The sequence below is a fragment of the Stenotrophomonas sp. YJH_SMC_64 genome (assembly GCF_059371375.1).
In genome coordinates, this window is the sequence record NZ_JCAFUN010000021.1 from 46,291 (window position 1) to 59,943 (window position 13,653).

General features: G+C 65.8%; 13 protein-coding genes. All 13 read right to left on the reverse strand.

Annotation, left to right across the window (positions count from 1 at the left end):
- Positions 1 to 25 precede the first annotated feature (25 nt).
- Positions 26 to 1,246 (reverse strand): flagellin, encoded by a 1,221-nt coding sequence (locus AC5P9L_RS19805; protein ID WP_005413267.1) that lies wholly within the window; start codon positions 1,244 to 1,246, stop codon positions 26 to 28.
- Between the two features lie 417 nt (positions 1,247 to 1,663).
- Positions 1,664 to 2,866, reverse strand: coding sequence for a flagellar hook-associated protein FlgL (gene flgL / locus AC5P9L_RS19810; RefSeq protein WP_279915675.1), 1,203 nt, complete (start codon positions 2,864 to 2,866; stop codon positions 1,664 to 1,666).
- A complete protein-coding gene (flgK, locus tag AC5P9L_RS19815; protein ID WP_005413269.1) occupies positions 2,863 to 4,743 on the reverse strand; it encodes a flagellar hook-associated protein FlgK in 1,881 nt (626 codons plus the stop codon). The genes flgL and flgK overlap by 4 nt, the downstream gene beginning before the upstream one ends.
- Before the next feature lie 8 nt (positions 4,744 to 4,751).
- Positions 4,752 to 5,951: a flagellar assembly peptidoglycan hydrolase FlgJ gene (flgJ, locus tag AC5P9L_RS19820; RefSeq protein ID WP_227415841.1), complete on the reverse strand. Its 1,200-nt coding sequence runs from the start codon at positions 5,949 to 5,951 to the stop codon at positions 4,752 to 4,754.
- A 1-nt stretch (position 5,952) separates the two neighbouring features.
- Positions 5,953 to 7,095, reverse strand: a complete 1,143-nt coding sequence (locus AC5P9L_RS19825; protein WP_275998944.1) for a flagellar basal body P-ring protein FlgI — start codon at positions 7,093 to 7,095, stop codon at positions 5,953 to 5,955.
- Positions 7,096 to 7,097: 2 nt separating this feature from the next.
- Positions 7,098 to 7,790, reverse strand: coding sequence for a flagellar basal body L-ring protein FlgH (gene flgH / locus AC5P9L_RS19830; RefSeq protein WP_099473115.1), 693 nt, complete (start codon positions 7,788 to 7,790; stop codon positions 7,098 to 7,100).
- A gap of 22 nt (positions 7,791 to 7,812) precedes the next feature.
- Entirely contained in the window at positions 7,813 to 8,598 is a 786-nt protein-coding gene (gene flgG / locus AC5P9L_RS19835) for a flagellar basal-body rod protein FlgG (RefSeq protein ID WP_005409571.1), read from the reverse strand.
- Between the two features lie 102 nt (positions 8,599 to 8,700).
- Positions 8,701 to 9,450 (reverse strand): flagellar basal body rod protein FlgF, encoded by a 750-nt coding sequence (locus AC5P9L_RS19840; protein WP_024958568.1) that lies wholly within the window; start codon positions 9,448 to 9,450, stop codon positions 8,701 to 8,703.
- Positions 9,451 to 9,482: 32 nt separating this feature from the next.
- Positions 9,483 to 10,706, reverse strand: coding sequence for a flagellar hook protein FlgE (gene flgE / locus AC5P9L_RS19845; RefSeq protein ID WP_005409573.1), 1,224 nt, complete (start codon positions 10,704 to 10,706; stop codon positions 9,483 to 9,485).
- A gap of 32 nt (positions 10,707 to 10,738) precedes the next feature.
- Positions 10,739 to 11,422 (reverse strand): flagellar hook assembly protein FlgD, encoded by a 684-nt coding sequence (locus tag AC5P9L_RS19850; RefSeq protein WP_005413273.1) that lies wholly within the window; start codon positions 11,420 to 11,422, stop codon positions 10,739 to 10,741.
- Positions 11,423 to 11,445: 23 nt separating this feature from the next.
- Complete coding sequence (gene flgC / locus AC5P9L_RS19855; RefSeq protein WP_005409575.1) at positions 11,446 to 11,853, reverse strand: flagellar basal body rod protein FlgC; 408 nt, start codon at positions 11,851 to 11,853, stop codon at positions 11,446 to 11,448.
- Positions 11,854 to 11,856: 3 nt separating this feature from the next.
- Positions 11,857 to 12,252 (reverse strand): flagellar basal body rod protein FlgB, encoded by a 396-nt coding sequence (gene flgB, locus AC5P9L_RS19860; RefSeq protein WP_495230698.1) that lies wholly within the window; start codon positions 12,250 to 12,252, stop codon positions 11,857 to 11,859.
- Between the two features lie 137 nt (positions 12,253 to 12,389).
- The gene (locus AC5P9L_RS19865) at positions 12,390 to 13,334 is read right to left on the reverse strand and encodes a chemotaxis protein (protein ID WP_005409577.1); all 945 of its coding nucleotides are present in this window, start codon (positions 13,332 to 13,334) and stop codon (positions 12,390 to 12,392) included.
- Positions 13,335 to 13,653: the final 319 nt, after the last annotated feature.

The window sequence follows — 13,653 nt, forward strand, 5'->3', positions numbered from 1 at the left end:
CGACGTGCCCCGGGGGCGGCTCATGTCAGCGCTGCAACAGGCTGAGCACGTTCTGCGGTACCTGGTTGGCCTGGGCCAGCATGGCCGTACCGGCCTGCTGCAGGATCTGGGTGCGGGTCAGTTCGGCGGTTTCCTTGGCGAAGTCGGTATCGCGGATGCGGCTGCGCGAGGCCGACAGGTTTTCCGAGGAGGTCTGCAGGTTGGCCACCACCGAGGTGAAGCGGTTCTGGATCGCGCCGAGGTCGGCGCGCACGCTGTTGACCGATTCGAGGGCCTTGTCGACGATCGACAGCGCCTTCTGTGCGCCTTCGGCGGTGGTGACGTTCAGGTCCTTGACGAAGTTGGCCGTGGCGCCAGTCAGCAGGCCGCCGTTGGTGCTCGTTTCGGTCAGGCCCAGGCCGGCGATGGTCGCGGCGGTGGCGCCAGCCGGCGGGGTTGCGGCACTGACGCCCAGGGTGAAGGTCTGGCCGTCCTTGACCGAGGCCAGGCTGATCACACCGGCATTGACCGAGGCCATGACGCCGGTTTCGCCCAGCTTGTTGTTGATCGCGGCAGAGGTGGCCGAGGTGATCGATTCGCCCGCCTTCACGGTGAAGTCGTTGATGGTGACCGTGGTGGCGGTGCCGCCCGGCGGGGTCACCGAGATCTGCAGGCCGGAGTAGGTGGTGTCGGCGGTGGCCTTGTCGGCGGCGGCCAGGCTGGTGCCGGTGTAGCCGTTGGCGAAGGTTGCCGCGCCCAGCGAATCAGCCTTGGCGTTGACCACGCTGTTGATGGCGATGGCCTGGCCGGCGTTGGCGCCGACCTGGAACAGCTGGCTGGTGAAGGAGCCGTCCAGCAGCTTGGTGCCATTGAAGTCAGCCTGCTTGGCCACGCGGTCGACTTCCGAGACCAGCTGGGTCACTTCAGCCTGCAGGGCCTTGCGGTCGCTGGCCGAGTTGGTGGCGTTGGAGGACTGCACGGCCAGTTCACGGATGCGCTGCAGGTTGTTGCCGACTTCGCTCAGCGAACCCTCGGCGACCTGGGCCAGCGAGATACCGTCGTTGGCGTTGCGGATGGCCACGTCCAGACCGCGGATCTGGGTGGTGAAGCGCTCGCTGATGGCCAGGCCGGCCGCGTCGTCCTTCGCGCTGTTGATGCGCAGGCCGGACGAGAGGCGCTGGATGGTGGTAGCGAGCGAGCTGCCGCTGGTGCTCAGGTTGCGCTGAGCGTTGAGCGACATCGTATTGGTGTTGATTACCTGTGCCATGGGGTCGTCTCCTCTTATATGGAACCCGTTGGTGAATGAAACGAAGCGCCGCCTGTTTTTTTGTGTGGCTGTGTGCTTCGCTGTTGCCAAATGAATAACGGCGCTTTGTCAACAACCTTTAGCCGTGAATTCCGTCGATGCTGCAATTCGGTGCCGGAGGCTGTTTTTCCCGGGTTTTCCAGCTCTGGCTGGGCGTGAAGGCGACCCCGGAAAGGGCGGTTGGGCATGCCCAACCAGCGCTGATGAAGGTATCGGCGGGGCAGGGCCGGGCTTGATGGGCAATCACGGAAAATGCGTGCAGCACGTTTCCGGTAGCGCCAGCCCACGCCCGGCGAGCGCGACGGAACGGGCACGCAGAAACGAAAAAGGCCGCGATGCAGGGCATCGCGGCCTTTCAGGGGTGACGCAGGAGATGCGTCAGCGGATCTTGTTGAACAACGACATCGACTGCATCTGCGAGAAGATCGTCTGTGCCGCCTGCAGCGCGGTGCTCTGCAGCTGGTACTGGCTCAGTGCATCGGCATAGTCCAGGTCGCGCATCTGCGACAGCGTAGTCTTCAGGGTCACGCTGTTGGCTTCGCGCATGTCGGCGGCATTGTCCAGTGCCTTCAGCTGCGCACCGCCGGCCGCGCGCGAATCGATCATCCGTTCCGACGCACGGGCCACATCGCGCAGGGCGCTCTGCAGTTCGTTCTGCTGCGCGCTCATCTTGGCGGTGGTGCCGGTGTCGGCATCAAGCGCGGCAATCAGCTTGTCCATGGTGTCGAAGATGTCGCGGCTGGTGGCCGGCTTCACGTTGAAGCTGTCACCGGCAGCGGGTGCGCCGGTGATCTGCAGGCGGACACCGTTGACTTCGACGTTGTCACCGGCCTTGAACGTGCCGGTGCCGGTCACGTTGCCAGCGCCGTCCAGTACCTGGTACTGGTCGGCGGCGGTGAAGCGGATGCTGAAGGACTGGCCGTTCCAGCTGTCGCTGCCATCGCGGGTGATGTTGGTCAGCACGCCGTTGCCGGTATTGCCGGCCGCGGCAACACCATCGACGAAGCCGTCGCCGGTAGGAATGCGCATGAAGATTTCGCTGCCGGGCAGGGCATCCCGCACATAGGTATCGGGGCCGACTTCAATCTGGCGCTGGGTCTGGTCGCCACGGTAGACCACCTTGCCATTGATCTTGGCGAACGGCGGATCGCCATCGTTGGTGCCGCCGAACACGTAGCGGCCGGTGCCGTCGTCGGCGTTGGCCAGCGACAACAGGCCCTCGCGGATCTGGTTCAGTTCGGTGATCAGCGTTTTCTTGTCGGCGGCGCCCAGCGCCGGATTGCTGGCCTGGATGGTCAGGTCGTTGACGCGCGCCATCAGGTCGTTGACCTGGGCCAGGGTGTTTTCCTGTACGCCCAGTCGGTTCTGCACGTTGCCGGCATTGAGTTTCATCCGGTCCAGCGCGGCCAGGCTGCGGTCAAGCCCCACGGCCGTACCTGCGGCGACCGGATCGTCCTTGGCGCTGACGATCTTGCTGCCGGTGGCGATCTGCTGCTCCAGGTGGCTGAGCTTGGCCTGCTTGGCCATCATCAGCGACACGGACTGGTTGAACATCATGCTGGTGGAGATACGGCTGCTCATCGACGGACGGCTCCCAGGATGGTCTGGAACATGCTGTCAGCGGTGGAGATCAGCTGCGACGCGGCCTGGTAAGCCTGCTGCAGGCGCAGCATGTCGGCCGCCTCTTCGTCCAGGTTGACGCCGGACACTTCATCGCGCGCTTCCTGCGCCTTGTCATTGATCACCAGCTGCGCTTCCAGCGAATACTCGGCCGAGCGGGCGGCTGCACCGACCTGGGTGGTCAGGCCCCCCAGGGCGCCGTTGAGGGTGACCGTGCCGCTGTTGAACGCCTTGGCGCTCTCCACCTTGGACAGCCTGGAGGCGTTGCTGTTGTCCGACGAGCCCGCCGGAGTCGGGGTGATGTTGAAGGTGTCGCCGACCTTCGGCGCACCGTCCAGCACGAAGCTCCAGCCATTGGCACTGATGGTCTGGCCGGGCGTGTAGGTCTGCGGCGGGCCCCCATCGATGGTGTAGGTGGTGGCCGAGGTGAACACGATCGCGGCCGGATTGCGCAGGTTGGCGTTGGTCGAATCGCTGACGGTGACACCGCTCAGCTTGCCGGTGCCCGTGTTGGACGTCGCCGCCGCGCCCTTCACTGCCGCAGCAGCGGCGATGCGCGAGGGATCGGTGATCGCCACTTCCATGCTACCCGCCACGCCTGCGGTCGGCTGCAGCAGGAAGCGGTCGTTGGCCGCCGGGGTACCGCCGACCACCAGCTTGACGCCGTTGATCACCAGTGGATCGGCGGCCGTACCGGTGCCGGTCAGCGGAACGTTGGCACCGGTGTCGGCACGACTGGCCTTCCAGTTGGTGCCATCGAACTGCAGCACCACGTTCTGCGCGTCCAGCTTGCCGAGGTCGCCGTAACTGGCGCTGAGGCTGGCGGTGCCGGTGTTGGCATTGTTGGCGGTGACGCGCGGGTTGCCGATGTTGAAGAAGTCACCCCCGAGCTGGCCATACAGGTCCACGCCCTGGTGATGCACCTGGTTGAAGCTCTCGGCCAGGCCTACCGCCAGCTTGCCCAGTTCGGCCTGGGCAGGCGTCAGCACGGTGTCGCGGAATTCCAGCAGGCCGCCGATCTGGCCACCGACCGCCTTCGGGTCGAGGCGGATGGTGTTGCCCTGCGTTTCCAGCGCCAGCTGCAGGCGCTCGGGCTGGTACGGATCGGCCACGGTGGTGACCTTGGTCGCCGTGGTGCCCACCACCAGTGCGTTGCCGCCGGCGGTGTAGACATTCATGATGCCGCCGTCCTGGATCACTGCAGTGCCACCGGTGTAGCCGATCAGCTGGGTGATCAACTGGTCGCGGCGGTCGAGCAGGTCCGGTGCGGCGGTAGCGATGTTGGTGCCGATCGCACCGTTGATCTGCGCGATCTCCTGCGCCAGCCGGTTGACCTCGGTGGCACCGGCCAGCAGGCCGTTGTTGACCTCGCTGTTGAGGTTGTTCAGGTGCGTGTTGAGCTGCACGAAGCGGTTGGCCAGCGCCTTGCCACCATCCAGCATGTTCTGGCGGTCGGCGGTGCCGGCGGCATTGGAGGACAGGCCGCTGACCGAATCGAAGAACTTCGACCAGACGCCGGACACGTTGGTTGCCGCGTCGGAGAACAACGAATTGACCCGGTCGGCCATGCCGGAGAGCTGCTTCAGGCGCGCCAGCTCGCCGCTGCTGTCGAGCAGGCGCGAGATCGCCAGCTGGTCGGCGGTACGGCGGATGTCGGTGATGCGGGTGCCGTTGCCGACCGTGCCGTAGCCGTAGTTCTGGGGATCAGCCGTGGCGAAGTTGACCTTCTGCCGGCTGTAGCCGGGGGTATTGAGGTTGGCCACGTTGTGGCTGGTGGTCGCCAACGCACGCTGGAAGGCGAGCAGGGCACCGGTACCGGTGGAAAGTACGCTGGACATGGGGTTCCTCAACGACGGGTGATACCCAGCGCCGCGGTTGCGGTGCTGGCGAAGGTCTGGCCAAGGCGCGAGCCGGCGTCTGCCACGGCGCTGACGGCGCGCTCGATGGTCGGTCCGCCGGCGATCGCGGCGATCTTGGCCGCGTAGCGCGGGTCGGTGGCATAGCCGGCGCGCTGCAGGCCACGGGCGAAGCCCTGCACGTCGGTGCCGGCCTGCAGGGCCTGCTGGTAGCGCGGGCTGGTCTTCAGCAGGCGCACGTAGTCGGCAAAGCTCTCGGCCGGCGAACTGTAGGCACGGAAGCTGGCGGTCTCGTTGCGGCGCACGCCATCGACGTACTCGTGGGTGCCGGCCACGGCGCGCTGGCCGTTCCAGCCATTGGCCTTGATGCCGAACAGGTTGTGCGAGGTGCTGCCGTCGGCATGCTTGATGTGGCGCTTGCCCCAGCCGGTTTCCAGCGCCGCCTGGGCGACCAGGGCGCGGGCATCCACGCCCAGTTCCTTGGCCGCACGCTGCGCGTGCTGCCAGATGCTGGCGACGAAGCCTTCCGGGGTGTGTTCGCCCAGCTGGGCGACGGCGGTGCGGGTCGCCATTGCATCGGCCGGGCTGATGGCCGTGCCGCGGTTGCTGGCGGTGGCCGACCACTGGTCGCTGTTGGCGGCCCAGTCCTCGCCTTGCAGGCCGCCGATGTAAGGATCTTCGGTACCCAGCGAGCGGTGCATGCTGCTGCTTTCGCGCCCGGCGATCAGGTCCAGCGCCTGTTCCATCGGTGTAACCGCCGCGTGTGCGCCGGACTGCGCGCCGGCGGCCATCTGCTGCAGCAGGCGCACGGCCTGGCTGCCGTCTTCCAGCGGCAGCGACGGTGCCGGCTTGGTCGGTGCATTGAGCTGATAGGCACGGCTGGCCTTGGCCGGGTCCACGCGGGTATCCAGCGCCGGGCCATCGGCGGCCTGGCCGGACAGCTGCCGGCTGATCATGCCGGACAGGCCCAGGCCTTTGCCGCGGGTCATCGCCTCGGCAATCTTCTGGTCGTACATCTCGCGGAACATCTTGTTTTCGCCAGGGAACAGCGAGTCGCCGAAGCTGGCGTCACGCATGCTCTTGACCAGCATCTGCGCGAACTGGCCTTCCAGCTGGCGCGCGACCTTGTCGATCTTCGCCGGATCGTTCTGTTGTGCCGGGTGCAGATCGAATGCGGGATTGATGCGCATGTCAGATCACCTCGAGCTCGGCACTCAATGCGCCGGCCTGCTTCAGGGCTTCCAGGATCGCGATGAGATCGCCTGGTGCTGCGCCCACGGCGTTCACCGCGTGCACGATTTCGTCCAGGGTGGTGCCGCCGCTGAACTTGAACATGCGGCTGCCGTCGTTGGTGGCGGTGATGGTCGACTGCGGGCTGGCCACGGTGCGGCCGCCGGACAGCGCATTGGGCTGGCTGACGTTGGTGTTTTCCTGGATGGTCACGGTCAGCGAACCATGCGAGATCGCAGCCGGTCCCACGCGCACCTGCTGGCCGATGACCACGGTGCCGGTACGCGAATTGACCACCACCTTGGCCGGGGCGCTGCCGGGGGTCAATTCCAGGTTCTCGATGCGCGCCAGCAGGCCGATGCGTGCGCCCGGATCGGTCGGCGCGGTAACCGCTACGGTCACGCCGTCGACCGCACGCGCCGCACCTTCGCCGAAGGCGTTGTTGAGCGCGGCGACCATGCGCGAGACCGTGGTGAAGTCGTTGTTGTGCAGGTTCAGGGTGATGTCACCGCCGTTGGCCAGCGGATCGGGCAGGGCGCGCTCAACGGTGGCACCGTTGGGAATGCGGCCGACGCTGGGCACGTTCACCGAGACACGGGAACCGTCCTTGCCCTGCGCACCGAAGCCGCCGACGATCAGGTTGCCCTGCGCGATGGCGTAGATCTGTCCGTCGGCGCCGCGCAGCGGGGCCATCAACAGTGAACCGCCACGCAGCGAGACCGCGTTGCCGATCGAGGACACGGTGATGTCGATCGGCTGGCCCGGCTTGGCGAACGGCGGCAGTTCAGCGTGGATCGCCACGGCGGCCACGTTCTTCAGCTGCGGGTTGACGTTCGGCGGAACATTCACGCCCAGCTCGCCGAGCAGGTTCTTCAGGCTCTGCACGGTGAAGGGCGCCTGGCTGGTGCGGTCGCCGCTGCCATCCAGGCCGACCACCAGGCCGTAGCCCACCAGGGCGTTACCACGCACGCCGCCGACCTGGGCCAGGTCCTTGATGCGCTCGGCGCTGGCCGGGGCTGCCACCGCGAAGACCATGAACACGCCACAGTAGAGCGACGCCATGCGTCGCTGCCAGGAAGAAGAGGAGAAGAGTTTCATGGCCATACTCAGAACGGCGTCAGGCCGGAATTGAAGAAGCGGCTCAGCCAGCCCATCGCGTTGGATTGCGCAACCGGGCCGCGGCCGCCGTAGACGATGCGGGCTTCGGCCACGCGGCTGGACGGAATGGTGTTGTCCTGGCTGATGTCGCCCGGGCGGACGATGCCCTGCACCTGCACCAGCTCATCGCCCTGGTTCAGCCGCAGGTTCTTCTGCCCTTGCACGACCAGGTTGCCGTTGGGCAGGCGCTGCACCACGGTTACCGTGACGCTGCCCTGCAGGCGGTTGCTCTGCGCGCTGTTGCCCTTGCCGGTGAAGTCACGCGCGCCCTTGGCCGTCGCACTGAGGATGTCCTTGCCGCCCAGGGTGACCGGCGCGCCGAGGATGGACGGCGTGCCCAGGCTCAGGTTCGATTCCTTGTTGGTGGCAGTGTTGGCACTGGTCTGCGCGGTGGTGTTTTCCAGCAGGGTGATGGTCAGCAGGTCGCCAACATCGCGTGCGCGGCGGTCCGAATACAGCTGCAGGGTCGGGCCGGCGGCGTAGATGGCACCGGCGGTCGGCTGGGCCTGCGGCGGCATGATCGGCTGGATCGGTGCCATCGTCGGGTAGGGACGCACGTCGCCCGCGATCACGCAGCCACCGAGCAGGGCGGCCACGGCGCAGGCGAGGGTAGTGCGGGCGAAGTTGGAAATGGGCGACATGGCAGTTTCCCGGGTTGGCCGGTCAGAGCTTGTTGTTGAGATAGCCGAGCATCGAATCGGTAGTGGAGATCGCCTTGGCGTTCATCTCGTAGGCGCGCTGGGTTTCGATCATCGACACCAGCTCTTCCACCACGTTGACGTTGCTGCCTTCCAGCGCGCCCTGCACCACGGTGCCGAGGCCGTTGAGGCCGGGGTTGCCGTTCTGTGCCGGGCCGGAAGCGGTGGTCTCCAGGAACAGGTTCTCGCCGCGGGCCTGCAGGCCGGCCGGATTGACGAAGTCGGTCAGGGTCAGTGCACCCACTTCCACCGACGCTGCACCGTCGGCCATCTTCACGCTGATGGTGCCGTCGGTACCGATGGTGACCGACTGCGCGCCTTCGGGAATCTGGATGCCCGGCTGCACGGGGTAGCCGCTGTTGGTGACCAGTTCGCTGTCCTGGTTGATCTTGAACGAGCCATCACGGGTGTAGGCCGAGCTGCCATCAGGCATCTGAACCTCAAAGAAGCCGCGGCCATTGACCATCACGTCCAGGGCGCGGCCGGTCTGCTGCTGGCCACCCTGTTCAAAGTTCTTGGCGGTGGCGACCACGCGCACGCCGGTTCCGAGCTGCAGGCCGGTCGGCAGCTGCGTCTGCGCCGACGAGGAGCCGCCGGGCTGGCGCACCTGCTGGTACAACAGGTCTTCAAAACTGGCACGGTCCTGCTTGAAGCCGGTGGTGTTGGTGTTGGCGAGGTTGTTGGAAACCACCGACATGCGCATCTGCTGCGCATCCAGTCCGGTTTTCGCGATCCACAATGCCTGGTTCATCTTCGATGTCCTGTCTGGTGAAGCCGGCCGCGTGGTGCGGCCCTTGTATGCGGGTGTGCAAGTGGTGTGCCAGCGCCGGCATCAGCTGGCGCCGGAATTCCGTCAGCTGCCCAGGCGCAGCATGCTGTTGGCGCTGCGCGCGTTTTCGTCGCCGTGCTTGATCACCTGCACCTGCATTTCGTACTGGCGCTGCAGCTGGATCATCTGCACCAGCGCGCCAGCGGCGTCCACGTTGCTGCCTTCCAGCTGGCCGCTGTGCACGGCCGTGCCCTGTGCCGGCGCGAACGGCTGCAGTGGGTCGGTGTTGCGGAACAGGCCATCCAGGCCACGCTCAAGGCGCTCGTCCGGCGCCTGCACCACTTTAATGCGGCCGATCTGCGCCATCGTCTGCGGGCCTTCGCCCTGCGGGATGATCGAGAGCGTGCCGTCGGCACCGATTTCCATCGCCTGGTAGGGCGGAATGGCGATCGGGTTGTTGTTGTCATCCAGTACCGGACGGCCGCTGGAGGTCACCAGCTGGCCGTTCGGCGTCACCGACAACGCCGCGCCGCGCGTGTACGCCTCGCTGCCGTCGCTGGACTGCACGGCCAGCCAGGTGCCGGTCTGCAGGGACAGATCCAGCGGCTTGCCGGTGATGTGCTGCGAGCCGGGCGTACGGTTGAAGCCGGCGTCGACGTGCAGCGCATCCACCCGCGAGGCAAAGCCCGGGCCCTTGATCGGGAAGGCTTCGGTATTGGCCAGCGCTTCCTTGAAGCCAGGGGTGTCCGAGTTGGCGAGGTTGTGGCTGAGCGTTCCCTGCGCCTGCAGGGAGGCGCGGGCACCGGTCATCGCCACGTAAAGGGCTTTATCCATGCGGGGAGTTCCGTGACAGGGTCAGCAGCTCATCAACGGATGTTGATGACGGTCTGGGTGATCTGGTCCTGGGTGGTGATCATCTGCGCGTTGGCCTGGAAGTTGCGCTGCGCGGTGATCATGTTGACCAGCTGCTCGGTGAGATCGACGGTGGATGCTTCCAGCGAGCCGGCCTGGATCTTGCCGAGATTGGAGGTGTCCGGCATGCCGGTGCGCGGGGTGCCCGAGCTGAAGGTGTCCACCCACAGGTTGTTGCCCTTCGATTCCAGGCCCTGCGGATTGTTGAAGGTGGTCAGCGCGACCTGGCCCAGCGGCTTGTCGGCGCCATTGGAGTAACGCGCGTAGACCACGCCGGTTTCCGACACGGTGATCTCATTGAGCTTGCCGGCGGCGTAGCCATCCTGCTGGGTGTTGCGCAGCGCGAACTTCTCGCCGTACTGGGTCGAGCCGCTCACGTCCAGCGTCATGTTCAGCACGCCGGCACCGGTGGTCGGGGTGAAGGTGCCGAGGCTGACCTTGCCGTCCGCCGGTGCGGTCAGCTTGCCGCTGTTGTCGAAGGTGACCGGGGTTGGCGCGCCGGCCGGCTGGCCGTCCACGTAGTTGCGCACGGTCCACTCGTTGGGGTTGGCACCCTTCACGAAGTACGAGACCTGGATGTGGCTGACGCCCAGCGAGTCGTACACGGTGATGCCGCCGCTGGAGTGGTTGTAGCTGTTGGAGTCGGTCGGATCGAAGGTGGTGACCGTCGGTTGCTTCGCGTTGGCCGGCAGGGTAAAGCCGACCTTCACTTCGCTGGTCTGCTTCGGCGGGCTGTCGGTGGTGAGCAGCTGCAGGTCGACCATGCGGCCGGCATCGAAGTTGGTGCCATCGGCATTCGGTGCGAACACCTGCAGGCGTGCGCCCTGCGGGTTGATCACGTAGCCGGACGGATCGGTCTGGAAATTGCCGGCGCGCGAGTACACGCGGGTGCCGTTCATGTTCATGGTGAAGAAGCCTTCACCGGAAATGGCCATGTCCAGGCTGCGGCCGGTCTGTTCGTTGTGGCCCTGCTTGAACTGCTGGGCGACATTGGAAACGCGCACGCCAGAGCCGACCGCGTTCTTCGACAGGCCATAGCCGGTGGCCGAGAAGAGGTCGGCGAATTCGGCGCGCGATTCCTTGAAGCCGGTGGTGTTGACGTTGGCGACGTTGTTGGCAGTGACGCTCAGGTCGGAATTGGCGGCATTGATGCCGGACAGCGAGACATTGAAGCCCATGGGATGCTCCTGGTAAGTGCGGGGTGTGCGGCTCAGCTGACGCGGAGCACGTAGTCGATCGGGGCCGTGCCCAGGCCCTTGAGGTTCAGGTACAGGCCGTCGGAACCGACGGTCACGCTTTCCACCGGCGCCTGCACGTAGGTGGACAGCTTGGTGCTCTTGCCGGCGGTATCGACGTGGTTGGCAACGATGGAGTACTTGCCCGGCTCCATGCGCTTGCCGTTGGCATCCTTGCCGTCCCACTGGAACGCAGTCTCGCCGGCGGCCTTGGCTTCCACGCTCAGCGAGGTGACCTTGGCGCCGGTGGCATCGGTGATGTCGACGGTGATGATGCCGGCCGAAGGCGCGGCCACCGTGCCTTCAACGTTGCCTTCCTTTTCCAGCACCAGCTTTTCCGACGGCACCAGCACCTGGTGGCCGACCAGCGCCGCACCACGCAGCACCTGGTCGCTGGCCATCGATTCCTGGAAGCCCTTCACCGTCTTGTTCAGATCGGTGATGCCCTGCACGGTGGACATCTGCGCCATCTGCGCGACCATCTGCGTGTTGTCCATCGGCTTCAGCGGATCCTGGTGCTGAAGCTGTTCGGTCATCAGGCGCAGGAAATCGGCCTGGTCCAGCGTGTTCTTCTTCTTGGTGGCGTTGCTGTTCGGGGCGTTCAGACCGAGTGCGGTGTAGACGTCCTGGTTGGTCTGGTTGTTGACGGCGGTGGTCATGGCGGTATCCGGTACTGCGGGCCTCAGCGGCCCATGGTCAGGGTGGCCAGGGCCAGTTCCTTGGCGGTGGTCAACATCTCCACGCCGGCCTGGTAGTTGCGCGAGGTCGAGATCAGGTTGACCATCTGCGCCACCGGGTCGACGTCGGGCTGGTAGATGTAGCCATCGCCATCGGCCAGCGGGTGGCCCGGCTCATAGCGCTTGATCGGCGCCGCATCGCTCTGGGTGATCTCCTTCACCTTCACCGAGGTGATGTTCGGATCGTTCTTGCTGGTGACGGCCTGGAAGATCGGCTCCAGCGGCTTGTACACCGCGTCGGCGGAACCGGCGACGGTATCGGCGTTGGAGAGGTTGGAGGCGATGGTGCTCATGCGCACCGACTGCGCCTGCAGCGCGGAGCCGGCGATATCGAAGATCGGCAGGTTGCTCATGGCTTATTGCCCCGTGATCGCGGTCAACATGGAACGCACCTTGCTCTCGACGAAGCTGAGCGAAGCGCGGTACTCGAGCGCGGCGCGGCCATAGGCCGCACGCTCGGCATCGGGATCGACGGTGTTGCCGTCCAGGCTGGGTTGCACGCCCTCGCACGCGATCTGGAACGGGTTCAGGCCACTACTGATTTCGTAGTGCTGCTCATGGGTGGTGGCCATCAGGCCATTGGCATCCTGCCCCTGGGCATGGCGCAGGGCGGCATCGAAGTCCAGGTCCTGGGCCTTGTAGCCGGGAGTGTCGGCATTGCCGAGGTTGCTGGCGATCAGCTTCATCCGCTGTTCGCGCAACGGCATGGCCTGGGCATGGACGCCCAGGTAGTCGGTAATCAGGTTGCGCACGGTGCACTCCCACGGGAACGTTGCCCGGGAAGCTGCAAGGGGTGTGCCAAATTCGAGAGGGTAGTGCCGGCCGCTGGCCGGCTCCCCGATGGATCTGCGGTTGCCGGCCAGCGGCCGGCACTACCGGATCAGTGGCCTCAGGCCGCCAGCGCCACCTTGCGCAGGCGGTCCAGCACGAAATCGGCCAGCTCGTGCGGCGAGTACTTGGCGACGAAGGCGTTGGCGCCGACGCGCTCGACCATGGCGTTGTTGAAGACGCCCGACAGCGAGGTATGCAGCAGCACGTAGAGGCCGGCAAGGCCTGGATGGCGCCGGATTTCCGTCGTCAGCGTATAGCCGTCCATCGCCGGCATTTCGATGTCCGAGATGACCATGGCGTAGCGCTCGGCCGGGTTCTCGCCTGACGCGTGGATCTGCAGCAGGTGGTCCAGCGCCTGCTTGCCATCGGAAAGCAGGGTGGCGCCCACCCCCAGCTGGTCCAGCACGCTGCGGATCTGCTGGCGGGCCACGCGCGAGTCATCCACCACCAGCACCTGCAGCTGCGGGCCGTCGGAGGGCATCGCCATCGCCGGATCGAGCACCGCTTCGCCGCGCACCTGGGCGATGTCGGCCAGGACGCTTTCCACGTCGATCACCTGAATCAGTTCACCCTGGAAGCGGGTCACTGCGGTCAGGTAGCTCGATTCGGCGCCCAGTTCCGGCGGCGGATGGATGTCTTCCACCGCGATGTTGACGATGCGCTCCACGCCGCTGACCAAGAAGCCCTGGATCGAGCGGTTGAACTCGGTGACGACCAAGTAGCCGGGCGAGGTGTCCGCCTCCGGCTCGCGCTCGGGATGGCCGATCGCCAGGCCGAGGTCCAGCACCGGCACCGAGCGGCCGCGCACGTCGGCCACGCCGGAGAACTGGCTGGGCAGTCCGGGCACCTGGAACAGTTCCGGGCGCCGCAGGACTTCCTGCACCTTGAAGACATTGACGCCAAAAAGCTGACGTCCGCCGAGACGGAACAGCAGCAGCGCCAGGCGATTGTGGCCGGCCAGTCGGGTCCGCTGGTCGATCCGGTTGAGCAGGTCATGGGACATGGCTGCTGTATCGGCGGGGTAGGCGCCGAACTTGAGGGCGCTCTGCCGCCCACGCGCTCCACACCGCTTCTGTAGAGTCGACTGTGAGTCGACTGCTCTTCTAGCAGACTGCTCTTCGCGGTCGACTGCTCTTATCCGATCGCGGGAAATCCCGCGCTTCGCGCGAAAGTCGACTAACTGTGATCTCTCTGTACGTTGTTCATCCGGGACATCTTTGGAAAATGGTGGTTACCACACCTCTCCAGACCCCAAAGAGCCCGGATGAACCACTATAAAAATGCCCGTTTGACCGTCCATAGTCGAGCACTTCTTATTCGCC